16 protein-coding genes are annotated in these 19,612 nt (G+C 72.3%); 4 read left to right on the top strand and 12 right to left on the bottom strand.

Going from position 1 to position 19,612, the window contains the following annotated elements:
* Positions 1 to 317 precede the first annotated feature (317 nt).
* A complete protein-coding gene (locus ABZX30_RS26030; protein ID WP_355937529.1) occupies positions 318 to 1,325 on the bottom strand; it encodes a stage II sporulation protein M in 1,008 nt (335 codons plus the stop codon).
* Positions 1,326 to 1,488: 163 nt separating this feature from the next.
* Between ABZX30_RS26030 and ABZX30_RS26025 the strand changes: the two genes are divergently transcribed.
* Positions 1,489 to 2,415 carry an RDD family protein gene (locus ABZX30_RS26025; protein ID WP_355937528.1) on the top strand — a complete coding sequence of 309 codons (927 nt, stop codon included), beginning with the start codon at positions 1,489 to 1,491 and terminating at the stop codon, positions 2,413 to 2,415.
* Positions 2,416 to 2,431: 16 nt separating this feature from the next.
* Here the strand turns inward: ABZX30_RS26025 and ABZX30_RS26020 are convergent, their stop codons facing one another.
* The 8 genes from ABZX30_RS26020 to ABZX30_RS25985 form a co-directional block, all read right to left on the bottom strand.
* Positions 2,432 to 3,046, bottom strand: a complete 615-nt coding sequence (locus ABZX30_RS26020) for a hypothetical protein (RefSeq protein ID WP_355937526.1) — start codon at positions 3,044 to 3,046, stop codon at positions 2,432 to 2,434.
* 138 nt (positions 3,047 to 3,184) lie between these two features.
* The gene (gene ahcY / locus ABZX30_RS26015) at positions 3,185 to 4,642 is read right to left on the bottom strand and encodes an adenosylhomocysteinase (protein WP_355937524.1); all 1,458 of its coding nucleotides are present in this window, start codon (positions 4,640 to 4,642) and stop codon (positions 3,185 to 3,187) included.
* Positions 4,643 to 4,960: 318 nt separating this feature from the next.
* Positions 4,961 to 5,941, bottom strand: coding sequence for a cation diffusion facilitator family transporter (locus tag ABZX30_RS26010; protein WP_355937522.1), 981 nt, complete (start codon positions 5,939 to 5,941; stop codon positions 4,961 to 4,963).
* Between the two features lie 134 nt (positions 5,942 to 6,075).
* Entirely contained in the window at positions 6,076 to 7,227 is a 1,152-nt protein-coding gene (manA, locus tag ABZX30_RS26005; RefSeq protein ID WP_355937520.1) for a mannose-6-phosphate isomerase, class I, read from the bottom strand.
* 81 nt (positions 7,228 to 7,308) lie between these two features.
* A complete protein-coding gene (locus tag ABZX30_RS26000; protein ID WP_355937518.1) occupies positions 7,309 to 8,436 on the bottom strand; it encodes an SIS domain-containing protein in 1,128 nt (375 codons plus the stop codon).
* 57 nt (positions 8,437 to 8,493) lie between these two features.
* The gene (locus ABZX30_RS25995; RefSeq protein WP_355937517.1) at positions 8,494 to 8,664 is read right to left on the bottom strand and encodes a Trm112 family protein; all 171 of its coding nucleotides are present in this window, start codon (positions 8,662 to 8,664) and stop codon (positions 8,494 to 8,496) included.
* A gap of 132 nt (positions 8,665 to 8,796) precedes the next feature.
* Entirely contained in the window at positions 8,797 to 10,161 is a 1,365-nt protein-coding gene (locus tag ABZX30_RS25990; protein ID WP_355937515.1) for a phosphomannomutase/phosphoglucomutase, read from the bottom strand.
* Between the two features lie 175 nt (positions 10,162 to 10,336).
* Complete coding sequence (locus ABZX30_RS25985; RefSeq protein ID WP_355937513.1) at positions 10,337 to 10,789, bottom strand: DUF3499 domain-containing protein; 453 nt, start codon at positions 10,787 to 10,789, stop codon at positions 10,337 to 10,339.
* Positions 10,790 to 11,092: 303 nt separating this feature from the next.
* Between ABZX30_RS25985 and ABZX30_RS25980 the strand changes: the two genes are divergently transcribed.
* On the top strand, positions 11,093 to 11,545 hold the full coding sequence (locus ABZX30_RS25980) for a metallopeptidase family protein (RefSeq protein WP_355937536.1): 453 nt from the start codon (positions 11,093 to 11,095) through the stop codon (positions 11,543 to 11,545).
* A 112-nt stretch (positions 11,546 to 11,657) separates the two neighbouring features.
* On the opposite strand, the gene ABZX30_RS25975 is transcribed toward ABZX30_RS25980, so the two are convergent.
* The 3 genes from ABZX30_RS25975 to ABZX30_RS25965 all read right to left on the bottom strand — a co-directional run bounded on the left by ABZX30_RS25975 (position 11,658) and on the right by ABZX30_RS25965 (position 17,448).
* Entirely contained in the window at positions 11,658 to 13,184 is a 1,527-nt protein-coding gene (locus tag ABZX30_RS25975) for a DUF5719 family protein (RefSeq protein WP_355937511.1), read from the bottom strand.
* Entirely contained in the window at positions 13,181 to 16,993 is a 3,813-nt protein-coding gene (locus ABZX30_RS25970; protein WP_355937509.1) for a glycosyltransferase, read from the bottom strand. The genes ABZX30_RS25975 and ABZX30_RS25970 overlap by 4 nt, the downstream gene beginning before the upstream one ends.
* 191 nt (positions 16,994 to 17,184) lie before the next feature.
* On the bottom strand, positions 17,185 to 17,448 hold the full coding sequence (locus ABZX30_RS25965) for a WhiB family transcriptional regulator (RefSeq protein WP_132852983.1): 264 nt from the start codon (positions 17,446 to 17,448) through the stop codon (positions 17,185 to 17,187).
* A 617-nt stretch (positions 17,449 to 18,065) separates the two neighbouring features.
* On the opposite strand from ABZX30_RS25965, the gene ABZX30_RS25960 reads away from it, so the two are divergent.
* A complete protein-coding gene (locus ABZX30_RS25960; RefSeq protein ID WP_355937507.1) occupies positions 18,066 to 18,608 on the top strand; it encodes a cysteine dioxygenase family protein in 543 nt (180 codons plus the stop codon).
* A gap of 42 nt (positions 18,609 to 18,650) precedes the next feature.
* Positions 18,651 to 19,610, top strand: coding sequence for a 2-phospho-L-lactate transferase (cofD, locus tag ABZX30_RS25955; RefSeq protein ID WP_355937505.1), 960 nt, complete (start codon positions 18,651 to 18,653; stop codon positions 19,608 to 19,610).
* Positions 19,611 to 19,612: the final 2 nt, after the last annotated feature.

Here is a 19,612-nt window from a genome sequence, read left to right as displayed (position 1 = left end):
TGCGTTTCCGACTCTATCAGATCTTTTCTCGACCCGATTTCCTCGGTGCTTTCCAGGTTTCCGCTCTCGCGTTTCCCTTTCCGGCGGTTCCGACTTTATCAGAAGTCTTTGGCCGGTCTGACCAGCCACTCATTTCTGATTCATCGGGAGAGACTTCCGTGGAACCGAGTTCCTCAGGAAGCAGATAGATTCTAGCTGTCGCCGCCGGACATGTCCAGCTCTAGGCAACTCATAGAATCTACCTCCCCCCTCCAGCCGTGTCAACAGCTTTCGCGGGGCGAGGAGGAGACTAGCAGCTCAAGGGGCGCATCCGCACATCAGGCGGCGGTCGGCACGCTGGCGCTGCGTTCGGCTGCCTCGACATCACCCGTTTCACCGGCACGGGCGGCCCGGCCACCGAGGACCCAGACGTACGTGAGGAAGGCCAGCTCGGCGACGATGCCGGTGGCTATGCGCGCCCAGGTGGGCAGACCGGACGGGGTCACGAAACCTTCGATGGCACCGGAGACGAACAGGACGAGGGCGAGGCCGATCGCCATGCCCACGGCGGCGCGGCCCTCTTCCGCGAGTGCGGCGCGGCGGCTGCGGGGACCGGGATCGATGACGGTCCAGCCGAGGCGCAGCCCCGTGCCGGCCGCGACGAAGACCGCGGTGAGCTCCAGCAGGCCGTGGGGGAGGACGAGACCGAGGAAGGTGTCGAGCCGACCGGCGGAGGACATCAGACCGAAGCCGACGCCCAGGTTGAGCATGTTCTCGAAGAGGATCCAGAGCACCGGCAGGCCGAGGAAGACACCGAGTACCAGGCACATCGCGGCCGCCTGGGCGTTGTTCGTCCACACCTGGGCGGCGAAGGAGGCGGCGGGATGGCTGGAGTAGTACGTCTCGTACTCACCGCCGGGGCGGGTGAGCTCCCGCAGCTGGCTGGGCGCGGCGATGGACGACTGCACCTCGGGGTGCGTGCCGATCCACCAGCCCAGGAGGACCCCGACCGCGGTGGAGACCAGGGCGGTGGGCACCCACCAGTGGCGCGAGCGGTAGACCGCCGCGGGGAATCCCTGTCCCAGGAACCGCGTCACATCACGCCAGGAGGCACGGCGGGTGCCGGTCACGGCACTGCGCGCGCGGGCGACGAGTTGACTGAGCCGGCCGGTGAGCTGGGGGTCGGGGGCGCTGGACTGGATCAGGGACAGGTGCGTGGCGGTGCGCTGGTAGAGGGCGACGAGTTCGTCGGCTTCCGCGCCGGTGAGGCGGCGCTGACGGCGGAGCAGCGCGTCGAGGCGGTCCCACTCGGCTCGGTGGGCGGCGACGAAGACGTCGAGGTCCATCGGGTCTGTCTGCTCCTCGGCTGGTCGTCTGCCTGCGGTTGGCGGCCGGTCGCTCTCGAAACCACCGCCCGCCGCCACTGTCAGCTTGTCGTACTGGGGCGCGATGCGCCCACAGCTTGGCAGACTTGCGGTCCTCCGGTCAGAGCAGGGAAGGGCGGCGGGCGTGAGTGAGCTGGTGACGGGCGAGGCGGTGGCGCTCGAGTTGCGTCCCGCGAGGTTGCCCAGCAGGGCGCTGGCGGTGCTGCTCGACCTGGTCGTAGCGGTGATCGTCTATGTCGTCGTGTTCACGGCACTGGTGGCGGCCGCGTCGTCGCTGGACGAGGCGGCGCAGATCGCGCTGTCCATCGCCAGTTTCCTGCTGGTGCTCGTGGGCGGGCCGATCGCGGTGGAGACGCTCAGCCATGGGCGTTCGCTGGGGAAGCTGGCGTGCGGGCTGCGGGTGGTGCGGGACGACGGCGGGCCGATCCGGTTCCGGCACGCGCTGGTACGAGGTGCGGTCGGGGTGGTCGAGATCCTGATGACCTTCGGTGTCGTCGCCTGTATCGCCTCGCTGGTGTCGGCACGGGGGCGGCGGCTCGGGGATGTCTTCGCGGGGACGCTGGTGGTGCGGGAGCGGGTGCCGGTCGCGCGGGGTCACTTCGTTCCTCCGCCGCCTCCCTGGCTGGCCGGGCGTTTCGCGGGGCTCGACCTGTCCGCGGTTCCCGATGGTCTGTGGCTCGCCGTCCGTCAGTACCTGACGCGGATGCAGCAGCTGGATCCGCAGGTCGGCTGGGCCATGGCGGAGCGGCTCGCGACCGACCTCGTGGCTCGTACGGGGGCTCCGGCGCCGGAGGGCGTACCGCCTGCCGCGTATCTGGCGGCCCTGCTGCACGAGCGGCAGACCCGCGAGGCCCGGCGGGCCTTCGGCGGTGGTCCGGTCGGGAACGGTGTGCCGGGCGTCCGGGGTGCGCCCGTTCCCCCGGTGGGTATGTCCGGCGGTTACGCTCCGCCTGCCCCGCCGCCCCAGCCTCCTCGTGCCGAGGCCGGCCCCCGGCCCCCCGCCGGGCGCCCGGGCGAGCAGCCGGCCACTGGCTTCGTGCCGCCGGCGTAACCGGCACCGGCCCGGCTCAGTCGAGGGCCGACGGCGGCGACTCGAGGTCCTCCAGCTCGATGCCGGGTGCGGCGAGGACCACGTCCCCGGCGAGGTGCACGGTGTGCCGTTCGCCCGTATCCAGGGCTGTGACCTGGTATTCCTCCACGGTCAGGGGGCCGTTGTCAGTGGCGTGTGCTTCTCTTTCCACCAAGGCCCAGGACTGGTCCACGGTACGCGGGGCGAGGACCGGATCCGTGAAGGCCAGGAGGCGTACGCGGGTCGCGGTGGCGGAAGGGGTGAGGCGCAGGAGACGGGCGGTGGCGATCAGGAACGCGGGGGACGTGCCGGTGAAGGCGTGGGCGCGCACATTGCCTTCGGTGGCATGCGTACCGGTGGGGTCGGTGCGGACCCAGGTGACGCCGTCGAGGGCGGCGCCGCGCACCTGCCAGTTCCCCGCGTGCAGTTCGAGTCGGATGGGACGGCCGAGTTCGTCGAGGGTGAGGTCGACGGAGCCGGCGTGGTCGCCCGAGGGAGTGGTCAGCCGGGAGACGTAGCGCCAGCCGGACGGGCCGGGGGCGCATTGGAAGTGCTCTTCCGCGAAGGGGGTGTGATCGTGCGGATCATGGAGCGAATAGCGGCCGCGGGGCATGGGGGTCCTGGATCTTGACGGGCTGAGGGTCCGGCCGGGCTGCGTCGGCCGGCCAAAGGGGCAGGCCCCCGGCACGGGGGTGCGGGGGCCTGCCTCGGAGGACCTGCGGACCTGCGCGAGACGCGTCAGGGGCGCGGCTCAGTAGCGGTAGTGGTCCGACTTGTAGGGACCCTCGACCTCCACACCGATGTAGGCGGCCTGTTCGGGGCGCAGCGTGGTGAGCTTCACGCCGAGCGCGTCGAGGTGGAGGCGGGCCACCTTCTCGTCGAGGTGCTTGGGCAGCGTGTACACGCCGATCGGGTACTCGGCCGGCTTGGTGAACAGCTCGATCTGGGCCAGCGTCTGGTCCGCGAAGGAGTTGGACATCACGAACGACGGGTGGCCGGTGGCGTTGCCCAGGTTCAGCAGACGGCCCTCGGACAGCACGATGATCTTCTTGCCGTCCGGGAAGGTCCAGGTGTGGACCTGCGGCTTGACCTCGTCCTTGACGATGCCCGGCACCTTGGCGAGGCCGGCCATGTCGATCTCGTTGTCGAAGTGGCCGATGTTCCCCACGATGGCCTGGTGCTTCATCTTGGCCATGTCGGCGGCCATGATGATGTCCTTGTTGCCGGTCGTGGTGATGAAGATGTCGGCCTTGTCGATCACCTCGTCCAGCGTGGTGACCTGGTAGCCGTCCATCGCGGCCTGCAGCGCGCAGATCGGGTCGATCTCCGTGACGATCACCCGGGCGCCCTGCCCGCGCAGGGACTCGGCGCAGCCCTTGCCGACGTCGCCGTAGCCGCACACGACGGCGGTCTTACCGCCGATCAGGACATCGGTGGCCCGGTTGATGCCGTCGACCAGGGAGTGGCGGCAGCCGTACTTGTTGTCGAACTTCGACTTGGTGACGGCGTCGTTGACGTTGATCGCCGGGAAGAGCAGGACTCCGTCGCGCTGCATCTCGTACAGACGGTGCACGCCGGTCGTGGTCTCCTCGGTCACCCCGCGGATCTCCGAGGCGAGCTGGGTCCACTTCTGCGAGCCGTCGCTGATCGTGCGGTGCAGGAGTTCGAGGATGACGCGGTGTTCGTCGCTCTCGGCGGTGTCGACCGAGGGGACCTTGCCGTCCTTCTCGTACTCGACGCCCTTGTGGACGAGGAGGGTGGCGTCACCGCCGTCGTCCAGGATCATGTTCGGGCCACCGGTGGGCGAGTCCGGCCAGGTCAGCGCCTGCTCCGTGCACCACCAGTACTCCTCGAGGGTCTCGCCCTTCCAGGCGAAGACCGGGATGCCCTGGGGGTTGTCGGGCGTGCCGTCCGGGCCGACGGCGATGGCGGCGGCGGCGTGGTCCTGCGTGGAGAAGATGTTGCAGGAGGCCCAGCGGACCCGGGCGCCGAGGGCGACCAGGGTCTCGATGAGCACGGCGGTCTGCACGGTCATGTGCAGCGAACCGGTGACGCGGGCGCCGGCGAGGGGCTGTGCCTCGGCGTACTCCGCGCGGATCGCCATCAGGCCCGGCATCTCGTGCTCGGCGAGGGTGATCTCCTTGCGGCCGAACTCGGCGAGCGAGAGGTCGGCGACCTTGAAGTCCTGTCGGTTCTCGACAGTCGTCATTGCGAGCTGCTCCTCGGGGGTTGGGTCGAGGTGGGTACGGCTGGTCTGCGCGGCGGCGGACACACGGGTGCCCGATACGAAAAAGAGGACACAGGCATGCCCACGTGCGCGCAGCGCAGTCCGTCGGAGGCCCTCTCTCCCTCGGTCGGTCCGCTGGTGGACCGCCCGACCGCCATCAGCAGCGACGTCTGGCTCCGTCCCAAGCTACACCGGAGGACCCCGCGGCCCCCAGTCCACACCCGAAGAGATCACGCCGATCACGTGGGGTGAGGAGAAGGCGATCGGTGGTCACGGCCCGTTGCCGACGCCCCCGCCCCGTCAGTGACCGGCGCTCTGCGGCGCCGGTCCGCCCGGGGTCGCCTGCGGGTCCGGGCCCTTGGCCGCCTCGGCCTCGCTGTAGATGTCCGGCTCGAGGTAGATCACACGGGCTATGGGGACGGCCGCGCGGATGCGGGCCTCGGCCGCGTCGATGGCCTTGGCGACCTCGGCCGCGGTGTCGTCGTGCTGGACGGCGATCTTGGCGGCGATCAGCAGTTCCTCGGGCCCGAGGTGGAGCGTGCGCATGTGGATGATGCCGGTGACCGTGTCACCGTCGACGGTCGCGGCCTCGATCTTCTTGATCTCCTCGAGGCCGGCGGCCTCGCCGAGCAGGAGGGACTTGGTCTCGGCGGCCAGGACGAGGGCGATGAGGACGAGGAGGACACCGATGCAGACGGTGCCGATGCCGTCCCACACGCCGTCGCCGGTGAGCAGGGCCAGGCCGACGCCGCCGAGGGCGAGGACGAGACCGATCAGCGCGCCGAAGTCCTCCAGCAGCACGACCGGCAGCTCCGGCGCCTTGGCGCGGCGGATGAACTGCGACCAGGAGAGCTTGCCGCGCAGCTCGTTCGACTCCTTGATGGCCGTGCGGAAGGAGAAGCCCTCGGCGATGACGGCGAAGACCAGGACGCCCACCGGCCAGTACCAGTGCTCGATCTCGTGCGGGTGGCTGATCTTCTCGAAGCCCTCGTAGACGGCGAACATGCCACCGACGGAGAAGAGGACGATGGAGACGAGGAAGGCGTAGATGTAGCGCTCGCGGCCGAAGCCGAAGGGATGCTGCGGGGTCGCCTCGCGCTGGGCCTTCTTGCCGCCGATCAGCAGCAGGAACTGGTTCCCGGAGTCGGCGAGCGAGTGGACGCCCTCGGCGAGCATCGACGACGAGCCGCTGAACGCGAACGCCACGAACTTCGATGCCGCGATCGCGAGGTTGGCCCCGAGTGCCGCCACGATCGCCCTGGTCCCGCCTGACGCGCTCATGTGTCCGCGTTTTCCCTTCGCCTTCGTACGTAAGCCGTCCAGGCCTGGCGCCCGTCGCCTTTGCCCGTCCTTTGCCGGTGGGTCATTCTTGCAGCCCCGTGCGGCAGCGGCGCGTCAGGTATCCACAGGCGCGGTCAGACCATCACGGTGGCGCGGAAAACGGTGCCCTCGCCGGACACCTCGGCCCGCTCGCCCGCCGGGACGAACACGGACCCGCCCGGGGTCAGTCCGTACTCCCCCGCCTGTACGGATCCCGCCGTGCACAGCAGTACCTGCGGGGTCGGGAGAGTGAGGTCGTGGCCGGTGCCGCCCGCCGGGAGCACATACCGGGACAGCCGGAACTCGTCGATCGGCGTCTCGTAGACCTCCTCGCCGTCCGGGGCGGCCTCGGGGCGCAGCACGCCGGGATCGCGCGGCTCGAAGCGCACGATGCGCAGGAGTTCGGGGACGTCGACGTGCTTGGGAGTCAGGCCGCAGCGCAGGACGTTGTCGGAGTTGGCCATGATCTCGACGCCGAGACCGCTGAGGTAGGCGTGCGGGATGCCGGCGCCGAGGAAGAGGGCCTCGCCGGGCTGCAGGCGTACGTGGTTGAGCAGCATGGCGGCGATCACACCGGGGTCGCCCGGGTAGTGGTGGGCGAGGCCGGCGTAGGGCGCGTAGGCGCCGCCGAGGCGGGTGCAGGCGGCCGTGGCGGCGGTGACGGTCCGGGCCATCTCCTCGGGGTCGGCGGTCAGGACGCCGGTGAGGACCTCGCGCAGGGCCGCGTCCTCGGGGTGGGCGTGCAGGAGGTCGACGTACGGCTTGAGGGAGTCGACGCCGAGTCCGTCGAGGAGGCCGGCGGCCTCGACGGGGTCGCGGAATCCGCACAGGCCGTCGAACTCGGTCAGCGCGCAGATCAGTTCGGGCTTGTGGTTGGCGTCCTTGTAGTTGCGGTGCGGGGCGTCGATCGGGACGCCGCGGCGCTCCTCGTCCGCGAACCCCTCCTTGGCCTGCGCCAGGTCGGGGTGCACCTGGAGGGAGAGCGGGGCGCCCGCGGCGAGGATCTTGAGGAGGAACGGCAGGCGGGGGCCGAACTTCGCGACGGTCTTCGCGCCCAGCTCGCGTTCCGGGTCGCTCTGGATGACCTCGACGAGCGTGCCGCGTCCGGTGCGCGAGGGGGCGCCCGGGTGGGCGCCCATCCACATCTCCGCCTGCGGCTCACCGGTCGGCTTGACGCCGAGCAGTTCGGGGATGGCCGTGGTGGAACCCCAGGCGTAGGGGCGGATGGTGTTGTCGAGGCGATCCATGTCGTTTCTCTGTCTCCGTACGTACGCGGCCCGGCCGGTGCCGGCGCCGGGGCGCGGGTCAGGTGGCCCGGTGAGGCAAGATCAGGCCCCCGAAGCGAGCGCCAGGTAAACAGCGGCGAAATCCGTGACGGCGATCAGTTCCGCGAGCGTCTCCAGTTCGGCGCCCTCTTCCGGCTCCAGTTCGCTGATCGGGGTGTCGTGGCTGAGGGCCAGGTCACGGGCGGCGGGGGCGGCGGTGAGGCCGCCGATCGGGCGGTCGCGGAGCAGCACCACGCGCGCGTGCAGCGCGGGCGGTTCCTCGACGCGGTCCCGGAAGAAGTCCTCGGGGTCGGCGCTGGCGGCGAGCGGGCCGGCCAGCAGGGCGTTGTGCGCGGCGAGCGCCTCGGGGAGTTCGGCGACCAGGGCGGGGCGGCCGGCCAGTTCGGCGAGCGCGGCGGCGAAGCGGCGGCCCGCGGGTCCTGCCGAGGTGCCTTCGGTCCAGATCACGGGGAGCGCGTCGGCGAGTTCGGCGGCGAGGGTCTTGGCGGGGTTGCTGTAGGTCGCGATGGCCGGACCGCAGCGTTCGGCGACCTGGTCGAGGCGGTCGGCGACCCTCTCCAGGGCATCGGGCGGGGCGGTGAGCAGGCCGATGCGGTCGAGGAGCGCGAGCAGCGGGGTCAGCAGCGCCCACAGGACACCGGGTGAGGACGCGGCGAGGGGCTCGTCCTGGTCGTAGGGGGCGGTGGCCATCGGTACGAACAGTCCGTGCGCACCGGCGACGGCTTCGGCGAGCGGGGTGCGGGCGGGGGCGACGGCGGCGACGGTGCAGCCGCGGCGGTAGGCCTGTTCGGCGAGCAGGGACAGGCTCGGTTCGGTGCCGTCCGGCGTGGCGATCAGCAGCAGGTCGACGGAGCCTGCCCAGCCGGGCAGTTCCCAGCGCAGGGCACCGGCCGCCGGGGCGACGCCGATGGGGGCCAGCCGCGTGACGGGGCTGCCGGCACCGGCGAGCGTGCCGAGGAGGTCGGAGGCGTGGGTGGCGGCGGCGCCCGGGCCGGCGATCAGCACGGAGCGGGGGCGCCCGTCCGGCTTGAGGTCGGGGACGCCCGCCTCGGCGGAGTGCCGGGCGGCGGTGCGGACACGGGCGCCGGCTTCCGCGGCCCCGCGCAGGAGACCCCGGTGGTCGGCGTCGGCGAGCCCCTCCGGGGAGTCGAGCAGCGTTTCGTCGAGCATGGGGCAGCCTCCGGTCACCGGGGTCCTGTTGTTGAGGATGTGGAAGACGCCTCGTGCCTAGGCGGGGCGGCGGGCCTCGTCGATGAGGAGAACCGGGATGCCGTCGCGGACGGGGTACGCCAGGCCGCAGTCCTGACCGGTGCAGATCAGCTCGGCGTCCTGCTCCTCGAGGGGGGCGTGGCAGGCCGGGCAGGCGAGGATCTCCAGGAGGCCGGCTTCGAGCGGCATGGGGGGTTCCCTTCGGGGGCGATGGTGCCTGTGCGGATGTGCCTGGTCAGCGTACCGCCGGTGACCGTGGGGTGGCGGACTCGCGGCCGTGCCCGTCCGCCACCGGATTTCGGCCGGCGGGAAGGCGGCTCGTCAGCCGCGGATGATGGCCAGCGCCTCGTCCCTGACCTTCGCCATGACCGCCTCGTCCCGCGCCTCCGCGTTCAGGCGCAGCAGTGGCTCCGTGTTGGAGGGGCGGACGTTGAACCACCAGTCGGCGGCGGAGACGGTGAGGCCGTCGAGTTCGTCCAGGGTCACGTCCTCGCGGTCCTCGTACGCGGCGCGGATCGCGGCGAGTCGGGCCTGCTGGTCCTCGACGGTGGAGTTGATCTCGCCGGAGCCGGCGTAGCGGTCGTACTGGGCGACGAGAGCGGACAGCGGGCCGTCCTGGCCGCCGAGGGCCGCGAGGACGTGCAGGGCCGCCAGCATGCCGGTGTCGGCGTTCCAGAAGTCCTTGAAGTAGTAGTGGGCGGAGTGCTCGCCGCCGAAGATGGCGCCCGTCCTGGCCATCTCGGCCTTGATGAAGGAGTGGCCGACGCGGGTGCGCACGGGCGTGCCGCCGTTCTCACGCACCACTTCCGGGACCGACCAGGACGTGATCAGGTTGTGGATGACCGCGCCCGCGCCGCCGTTCCTGGCGAGTTCGCGCGCGGCCACCAGGGCGGTGATCGCCGACGGGGACACCGGGTCGCCGTTCTCGTCGATCACGAAGCAGCGGTCGGCGTCGCCGTCGAAGGCGAGGCCGAGGTCGGCACCCTCCTCGCGGACCCGCCTTTGAAGGTCCACCAGGTTGGCGGGGTCGAGCGGGTTCGCCTCGTGGTGGGGGAAGGTGCCGTCCAGCTCGAAGTACATCGGGACGAGGGTCAGGTGAAGGCCGGCGAACACGGTGGGGACCGTGTGCCCGCCCATGCCGTTGCCCGCGTCGACGACGACCTTCAGGGGGCGGACGGAGGTCAGGTCGACGAGCGAGCGGAGGTACGCGGCGTAGTCCTGCAACGTGTCGCGCGAGGTGAGGGTTCCCGGGGTGGCGACCGGCTCGGGGGCGCCGGATTCCAGCCACCGTTCGGTCAGTTCGCGGATCTGGGCCAGGCCGGTGTCCTGACCGACCGGGGCGGCGCCCGCGCGGCACATCTTGATGCCGTTGTACCGGGCCGGGTTGTGCGAGGCCGTGAACATCGCGCCCGGCAGGTTCAGCGCGCCCGAGGCGTAGTACAGCTGGTCCGTGGAGCACAGGCCGATCTCGGTGACGTCGACGCCGCGTGCCGCCGCGCCGCGTCCGAAGGCGCGGGACAGGGCGGGCGAGGACGGCCGCATGTCGTGGCCCACGACGATCGCTGTCGCGCCGGTCACCTGGGCGAAGGCGACGCCGAAGAGCTCGGCCAGCGGCTCGTCCCACTGCTCCGGGACCACACCGCGTACGTCGTACGCCTTCACGATCTGCGACAGATCAGCAGCCACGGCCCAACCTTCCTGAAAGTCCTGTCGGTGCGCACAAACTACCCGGCCCGGGCGGTGGTCCGGCGCGCGGAAGCCCAGCCGTCCGCACGCCGTTACCGCAAACGGCGGGAAAGGCCGGGAAAGGCGGTAAAGGCAGGAAAAGGGTGGGAACAGCGGGATGCGGTGGAGTACGGCCTCAGTTGTCCGGGGAGCGCAGCACGCGCAGGTGGCCGCGGCGGGCGACCTCCATCGGATCCGCGGCGCGTCGTCCACCGCCGCCACCCGCCTCGGCCGCCCGTTCCTGGGGGCGGGCCGCCTCACGCACGGCATTGGCCAGCGCTTCCAGGTCGTCGCCGGTGGGCCGGGCCGGGGCGGAGCCGTCGAGGAGGCGCACGACCTCCCAGCCACGCGGGGCGGTGAGGCGCTCGGAGTGCTCGGCGCACAGGTCGTAACAGTGGGGTTCGGCGTAGGTGGCGAGCGGGCCGAGGACCGCGGTCGAGTCGGCGTAGACGTACGTCAGCGTCGCGACGGCGGGTCGGCCGCAGGCGGTGCGCGAACAGCGACGTACAGGGCTCACGACGATGGACGGTACCGCACTCTTGAGCGGGCCGCGACGACTCTCCCCCAGGTCACCCCACCGTGTCGTCATGTGAAACGCCCCACACGCCTCTCCGGGCGTGTGCTGCTGACCTGCGCGGACGCCCCTGTCCGAGGTATCGGACGGTTCTGCGGGCGGTCACGATCCGGTACTAACACCGTCAAATGTCTTGAGTCGGCCGGTCTCGTAGAGACTCGTAGAGATACGGAAACGAGTCCGGTTTGGCCGGAACGGTCGTCCGGTGACAGGGCGTGCCGGGCACCGGCGGAGGTGACCGGTCGCCGGGGCGGTGGGCGTCCCGCTGTCGCGTGGAGCAGGGCGGGCGGACCGCGCGGGGACTACGCTTCACCAGTGATGGACAACCGTGTACCGCCCCGTGCCGCCGGCCCCGGGCCCCGTCGTCGTGATCGCCACGGGCGGGGCATGCGCGGGCCGATCGCGCCGCCGCAGGTGCCGCTGGCGGCCAGCCGTGCCGATGTCTTCGCCGATCTGGTGCAGGACTCCGTGGAGCGCCTCGAACGGCGGTGGCCGCAACTGGCGGAGATCGACTTCATGGTGCTCGAGGTGCCGCGGCTGGACGGGCGGGCGGTGGACGGGTGGAGCGACGAGGCGGTGCCGCTGGGCGGGACCATTCCGGCGCGGGACGGGCGGCGGGCGCGGGTCGTCGTCTACCGGCGGCCGGTGGAGATCCGGACCAAGGGGCGGGACGAGCGGGCCGCGCTCGTGCACGAGGTCGTGGTGGAGCAGGTGGCGGAGTTGCTGGGGCTGACTCCCGAGACGGTGGATCCCCGGTACGGGGAGGACTGAGCGGGGGTCCGGGGTTTCCCGGTCCGGCGTTCGCACGACTGCCCGCGACCGCGGGCGGCCCGGCGGCCGTGGCCAGCGCCGGGTGCGGCGGCCACGGCCGGTGCGCTCGTCCCTACTTCTGCAGTACCGCCAGGTCTTCGTGCGCCTGCGGTACCGACACCGTTCCCCGGTCGTCCGGGAGGGTCTGGATGGTGAAGCCGGGGACGCCGTCCTCGGTGGCCGCGAGGGTGCGGGAGCCGTGGACGGGGCCACCGGAGAGGCGTTCGACCGTGAGGGCGTAGGTGCCCTTGAGGCCGGCCGGGACGGGCGCGGTGATGTCCTGGGTGGTACCGGACTTGATCGTGTAGGTCTTCGAGGCCGCCGTGCCGCCCTCGCTGCCCGCGGACGCGGTGACCTTGACCCGGGCGGTGGCCGTGGGCGCGGTCAGCGCGAGGGTGCTGTTCCTGCCGCTGTTGTCGGCGGAGGTCGCGCGCGTGCCGATGGGGCCGGTGGCGGGGATGAAGGCCGTTTCCTGCTTGGTGCCCTCGCCGCGTACGACCCGCAGCGCGGCGACCACCGGGACGGACCGGTCGGCGGGGGTGAGGACCAGGGAGCCGGCCTCGCCCCGGGTGACGTCACCGAGGTCGACCGCCGTGGTCATGCCCGACTTCACGTGCAGCGTCTCGTTGCCGGCGGGGGTGATCATGCCGTCGGGGGAGGCGAGGCGCACCTTCAGGTCCGCGTCTGCGTCGCCGGGGGTGAAGGCGATCAGGCGGACGGCGGTGGCGTCCTTGGGGATGCCGGGCAGGACCAGATCGGGCGCCGGGTCGGCGGAGGCGGCCAGCCAGTCCCCGCCCAGCTTGTCGTCCAGGGCCTGCACGGCCGCCCCGACCCGTCCGCTGCGCACGCTGACGTGCACGGTGAGGTCGTCCTGCTTCTCGTCGGTGAGCGTGGACAGCAGGACCGGCTCACTGGCGTGCGGCTGGACGGTGAGGCCGTCGGCCAGCGTGGACTTCAGGGAGCCGTCCTTGCCGTAGAGCTCGATGTCGACGACGGCGGCGCTGTCGTCGGGGTTGGTGAGGTGCACGTAGTCGGTGCGGCCGGCCGCGGTGCTGGCGCCCGGGAACCAGAACTCCGTGTCCGGGGCAGAGCAGTTGACGCCCTGAAGGCCTCGGCCGGTGCCCGCGGCGACCTCGGTGGTCTCCTGGACGGTCCAGCCCGGCGCGGCCTTCCCCTCGGCGGTGCCGATCAGTGCGGGCGCGTCCCCGCCGGAGGTGTCCCCGGTCACGGGCGTGCCGGGGTCCTTGGGCGTCAGGACCGGCTTGGCGGTCTTCTCCTTGGCGTCCTTGCCGCTCTTGGCGCCCTTCCCGGACGCCGAGGCGTCCGCGCCGTCGGCCGACTGCTCGGTGGCCGCCAGGAGTTCGGCCTTGCCGCCGCTCGCCGCGCCCTGGGTGACCGGCGTGAAGGACGTGTACGACGTCTCGGCGATGTCGGAGAGGCTCGGCGCCGGGCACAGCAGGCTCGTGCGCTCCACCGGCAGGCGGGCCGCCGTGCCGGCCGGGCCGGCACCGGACGCGTCCGGTGTGTTGAGCGCGGCGAACCCGGTGACGGCGGCGAGCGCGGCCGTGCCGGCGATCAGGGACAGGGTGGTGCGGTTCACTGCTGGCTCCCGTCGGGGCGCTCACTGCCGGTGCCGTGGGGGTCGTGCTGCGCCGGGTCGTACCCCGGGTCGTAGCCCTGCTGGTACGTGGGGTCGTACGGCGCCTGCGGGTCCGTACCGCCGTACGCGTACGGGTCGTACTGACCGCCCTGATGCGGATCGGACCGGTAGGGGTCGGCCTGGTAGGGGTCGGCCTGGTATGCCTGCTGGTCGTATGCGCCCGGGTACTGCGGGGCACTCTGGTACTGGTCGGCTCCGTAGCCGCCGTACTCGGCGCCCGCGTAGCCGGCCGGATCACTCCCCCAGGCTCCCCCGTCCTCGCCCGGGGGCACCCCCATGTCGTAGGACTGCTGGTGGGGTACGGCGACCGGCTCCTGGGGCGGGGAAGGCAGGGCACCCGGGTCTCCCGTGTCGGTCCCCCCGGTCCCCTCCGACTCCGCCAGTTCCCCGGCCTCCTCGGCCTCCGCCTGGGCGCGCAGGCGGCGGGCGCGGCGGCCTTCGCCGCCGGTGGCCTCGGTGGGGACGGGCTGCTCCTCGGGCAGGTCGTCGTCGACGTCGCGGCGGCGGCCGGGCAGGGCGAGCACGATCAGGACGACGGCGAGCGCGCCCTGGGTCCACAGCCAGACGGTGTGGCCGATCGGGGCGTCGTAGGTGACGTCCAGTCTCCCGCCGGAGGAGGGGAGTTCGAAGCCCTGGGCCCAGCCGTCGACCGTGGTGCGGGTCAGCGGCTTGCCGTCCAGGGTGGCCGTCCAGCCGTCGGCGGTGGAGTCGGCCAGGCGCAGGATGCGGCCGTCGGCGCCGGAGGGGATCGTGGTGTGGATCTCTACGGGTCCGGCGGCGACGGGCTCGGCGGCGGCGGAACCGGAGGCGGCCACGATGGTGGCGCGCGACACCTCCTGGTCGATGCGCCACAGGGCGCTGCCGCCCTGCTGGCTGAGCCGGCTCAGGCCGGGGGTGGCGTCCAGGACGCGGCTGATCTCGCGGGGCGCGCCCTTGTGGACCAGGACGTAGCGGACGGCGAACTTGCCGAGCTGGTCGGCCTGGTCGGCGCCGGAGCCGGCGACCAGGTTGGCGACGACCTTGTCCAGCTTGCCGTTCTCGCCGCCGGCGGCGGCCAGTTCGGCGTCGCCCATGCGGGCGCCGGAGCCGCGCACGAGGCTGTAGCTCACGCGCGCGGTGGAGTCGCTGTCGAGGACCAGGGTGCGGGCCTGGTCGCGGGTGCCGCTGTCCTCGGCGACGAACGCGGGCACCTGCACGGGGTCGCGCCGCTCCACGGGCCCGTCGGCGCCGCCGATCATCCAGCCGGCGGCGACGAGCAGCGGGCCCGCGGCCGAGGCGAAGGCGATCAGCGCGGCGACCGGCTGGCGCCAGCCGAAGCTCTGCTCGGCCACGCGCGCGCGTGCCCCGTCGGCGCCGAGCGCGGCGGCGGCCAGGAGGGCGATGCCGTAGACGAGGGTGGCGGGGCCGGCCCAGGTGGAGCTGTTGGACAGGACCGCGAAGACGAGGCCCACCAGGGCGACCGCCCAGGCCGTCCGGATCCCCGACTGACGTTCGGAGCGCAGCAGGGCGGCGAGCGCGGCCAGCACGATGCCGATGAGCATCAGCCCGTCCACCGTGCCGGGTCCGCCGGGGCTGGCGCCGAGCAGGTCCAGAGCCGTGGCGGCGGAGGAGCCGTATTCCAGTCCGGCCTCCTTGAAGAAGCCGAACGGCAAAAGGGTCAGCGACCAGGGCGCGAGGACCAGCAGCGGGGTGCCCAGCTGGGCGAGGAAGCGCAGGCCGTGGGCGACGGGCTCGCGGCGGCGCACGGCCAGCACGCCGAGCCCCAGGACCAGCGCGATGGGCCACACGATCGGCGTGAACGCGGTGGCGAGGGTCAGCAGCAGCGCGTATGCCCAGGTGGCGCGCCAACTGCCGCGTGCTCCCACAGCACCGGCGAGGCCACTGGCCGCGATGCCCGCGCGCGCGATGAGCGGCAGCAGTACGGCGAGGACGGCGGTGCCGACGCGGCCTCCGGCGAGGGCGCCGGTGGCGGCGGGCAGGAAGGCGTAGGCGACGGCCGCCCACGCGCGCAGCAGGCGGGAGGTGACCAGCGGGCGGGAGGCGAAGTAGGCGGTGAACCCGGCCAGCGGCACCGAGCAGACCAGCAGGACGGTGACGGCGAGACCGGTGGAGCCGAGGAACGCGGAGGCCAGCATCGCCACGATGGCGAGGTAGGGCGGGGCGGACGGGGTGCCGCCGGCGCCGACCGGGTGCCAGGCGTCCAGGTAGCGCGACCACAGTTCACCGGAGTCGGCCGGGGCGGGCAGCAGGGCGCCGCCCGCGAGCGCGCCGCCGCCGAGCAGGTTCCGGCAGGCGGCGAACGACACGAGCAGCAGCACCAGGAAGAGCACCGGGCCGGGTTTGCGGGCGATGCGCTTGAGGCGGGCGAACTGCTCGATCTCCAGGAAGTCGGCGTCGTCGCCGCCGGGGCCCGATTCGACGGCGCCGCCGTGCCGTCCGGCGGAGGACACCTCGGCGTCGGAGCCGCCGAAGACGTTGCCGGCGACCTGTTCCACGGTGGCCCGCACGGTCGCGCCGGGCGGTGGGAACAGGGGCCGCAGTTCGCCCTTGTCGACCTGCGGGCGGCCGCGTCTGCGGCGCCCGGCGATGATCCGCTCGGGCCGCAGGAGCGTGCTCAGCAGGCCGCGGATCTCGTCGACGGCCTGTCCGGGGACCTTGCCGACGAGGTAGGCGACGGTCCTGAGGAGGGTGCCGAGCACGAGCCGCAGCAGGATCCAGGGCAGCGCGGCCGTACGGGCGTTGACGAGCAGGGTGTAGACGGCGCCCGCCTTGTCGACCTTGTGCGGGGAGGCGGCGGTGCGGCCCACGCAGTCGACGGTGCGGCGCTCGCGGGAGGCGGCCTCCGCGTGCCGGACGACGGCTTCGGGGGCGACGAGGACGCGGTGACCGGCCGTGTGGGCACGCCAGCACAGGTCGACGTCGTCGCGCATCAGGGGCAGCCGCCGGTCGAAGCCGCCGAGTTGCTCGAAGACGTCGCGGCGGACGAGCATGCCGGCGGTGGACACCGACAGCACGGGCCGGACGTGGTCGTGCTGTCCCTGGTCCTGTTCCCTGCGGTCCAGGCCGGTCCAGCGGCGGCCGGAGTCGGCGATGCTGACGCCCACCTCGAGCAGCTGGCGGCGGTCGTACCAGCCGCGCAGCTTGGGGCCGACGACGGCCACGTCGTCGCGGCCGAGCTCCAGTTCGTTGTCGACCACGCGCAGCAGTTCGGCGAGGGCGTCGGGTTCGGGGGCGCAGTCGTCGTGCAGCAGCCACAGCCATTGGATCGGCTCGCCGTACGGCAGGTCGGGCAGGTCGTAGGCGTCGTCGCGCCACGAGCGCGTGACGGGGTCCCAGCCGCTGGGGCGCTTGAGGTACGGCAGTTCGTCCGGGGTGAGCATGGGCGCGGAGCGGGCCGCCTCCTCGACGGCCTGACCGAAGCCGGTGCGGCGGGCCAGGTGCAGCACGCGGTCGGCACCGAGCGCCTCGGTGACCAGCTGGGCGGAGTCGTCCGCGCTGCCGGTGTCGGCGGCCACGGCGGACTGGACGGGGCGCTCCTGGCCGAGCAGCCCGGCGAGCGCGTCGGGCAGCCAGCGGGCGCCGTCGTGGGAGACGAGCACCGCGGTGACTACGTGGCGCGGGAACTCGGGCGGGCGGGCCGGGTCGAACGCGGCCGGGCGGGCCGGGTCGAACGCGGCCGGGCGGGCCGGGTCGAACGCGGCCGGGCCGGTTGCGGCTTGGTGGGCTGCCGTATGGCTGTGCACGGACATCGAGGTACGGGCCCCGGTTCGGTGGACTGCGGTGGACGCCCGCGTCCCCTGGGGGTGGCGAGGCGTCTCGGACGAGCGCCCACACTATCGGCTGGGCACGACGGCGGCCCGCCGCCTGTGGACAACCCACTCGCGACGGGCCGTTCACGCCGTTTGCCGTCGTATGTACCTGTGCCGGGTCTTCGTCCGCGTCAGACCGCGGCCTTCTTCAGGCGGCGCCGCTCGCGCTCGGACAGGCCGCCCCAGATGCCGAATCGCTCGTCGTTGGAGAGGGCGTACTCGAGGCACTCGGAGCGCACCTCGCAGGCGAGGCAGACCTTCTTGGCCTCTCTGGTGGAGCCGCCCTTCTCGGGGAAGAAGGACTCGGGGTCGGTCTGGGCGCACAGCGCGCGCTCCTGCCAGCCGAGTTCCTCGTCCGCGTCGTCGACCAGCAGTTGCTGCACCAGCTCGGTCATGTGCGCCCCTCGTCTGTCTTTCGCGTCCCCGTGGTCGTGGCCGTTACCGATTCCGGCTGAACGACACGAGTGAAATTACAAGTGTGCCGCTCCGGGAGAGTCAAGCCGAGATCTGCTATTGGGCCCGTTATTCACTCTGCGGAACCAAGGCCGAGCGGAAAGTGTTCAAATCGCCATAAACCTTGACACGCAGAAGGGGCCCGGACGGACCCCCCGCCCCACACAGTCACCTGTACGGAGAAGGACGCCCAGGAGTTCGATCGCGTTCCGACGAGGCTCGCGCGCCCGGATGGACGCCATGTGTCCCGGCAACCCGATGAGCAAACCTTTCACCTCAGGAATGAACCGGATGAGGTGAAACAGGTCCCACATTCCGGGTGCCGAGTTGACATGCGAGGTGTGAACCGCTGTCCTTGTGGGCATGCTCGCGCACTTGGCACTCACCTCGACCCGCCCCGCCGGGTCCCTCGGTGCTGCCCGCGCCCGCTGTAGCTGTTGCTGCTGTCCCAGCTGTTGAGCCTTCCGTACCGCTCCGGCTGCTCCTGAGTCCTTCCGGGCTCGGCTGCGTTGCATCCATCCCTGGCCCCACTCATCCGCCGAGGACCCACCGCACCCCCATGAACAGCGACAACGACCTCCAGATCGCCGGCGACATCCTCGAAGTCCCGCACCTGCTCCAGGCCCCGCGCGAGCACCCTGCCACCGTCGCCGAGTTCGTCGGCCTGGCCCGTGACATCGCCGCCGACCGCTCCCAGTGGGCGCACCTCGTCCAGTACGACGCGACGACCCGCTGGTACCACCGGCTGCGCACCGGCCCGGGCTACGAGGTGTGGCTGCTGTCCTGGGTGCCGGGTCAGGGCACCGGCCTGCACGGCCACGGCCCCTCCTCCGGCGTGCTGACCGTCCTGCGGGGCACGCTGACCGAGCGGACCGAACGGGCCACGCGCGTGCTGGGCGCGGGAGGACAGCGGGTGTTCGCTCCGGGGTACGCGCACGAGGTCGCCAACGACGCGCTGGAGCCGGCGGTCAGCCTGCACGTGTACTACCCGGGCCTGACGGAGATGCCGATGCTCCCCCAGTCCCGGCTTCGCCCGGCCGGGGAGTCCCCCGCGTCCCCGCACTGCGAGGGACGGGGCGAGCCCCGCCCGGTGACCGCCTGAGGCGTTGTCGTCGTTGTCGTACCCGCCTGCAAGACTGCTTCCATGCGCATTGTGGTTCTGGCAGGCGGTATCGGTGGTGCCCGGTTCCTGCGCGGTCTGAGGCAGGCCGTGCCGGACGCGGACGTCACGGTCATCGGCAACACCGGCGACGACATCCACCTCTTCGGGCTGAAGGTCTGCCCGGACCTCGACACGGTGATGTACACGCTCGGCGGCGGCATCAACGAGGAGCAGGGCTGGGGACGGGCGGACGAGACGTTCCACCTCAAGGAGGAACTCGCCGCGTACGGGGCCGGGCCCGGGTGGTTCGGGCTCGGTGACCGGGACTTCGCCACGCACATCGTGCGGACGCAGATGCTGAGCGCGGGTTATCCGCTGAGCGCCGTGACCGAGGCGCTGTGCGACCGCTGGAAGCCGGGCGTGCGGCTGATCCCGATGACCGACGACCGCGTGGAGACGCATGTGGCGGTCGAGGTGGACGGCGAGCGCAAGGCGGTCCACTTCCAGGAGTACTGGGTGCGGCTGCGGGCCTCGGTCCCGGCGGAGGCGGTCGTGCCCGTCGGCGCCGAGCAGTCCAAGCCGGCGCCGGGTGTGCTGGAGGCCATCGCGGAAGCGGACGTCGTGCTGTTCCCGCCGTCCAACCCGGTCGTGTCCATCGGGACGATCCTCGCCGTGCCCGGTGTCCGGGAGGCGATCGCCGACGCCGGCGTGCCGGTGGTGGGCCTGTCCCCCATCGTCGGGGACGCGCCCGTGCGCGGGATGGCCGACAAGGTGCTCGCGGCGGTCGGCGTCGAGTCCACGGCCGCGGCGGTGGCCGAGCACTACGGCTCCGGCCTGCTCGACGGCTGGCTGGTGGACACCGTGGACGCGGGCGTGGTCGACCGGGTCGAGGCGGCCGGCATCCGCTGCCGGGCCGTACCGCTGATGATGACCGACGTCGACGCGGCCGCGCGGATGGCCCAGGAGGCGCTGACGCTGGCGGAGGAGGTGCGGCGGGCGTGAGC

Source organism: Streptomyces sp. NPDC004542 (genome assembly GCF_040610035.1).
GTDB lineage: Bacteria > Actinomycetota > Actinomycetes > Streptomycetales > Streptomycetaceae > Streptomyces.
Note: the sequence above shows the minus strand (reverse complement) of the source record. Positions and strands in the feature narration are given on the sequence as shown.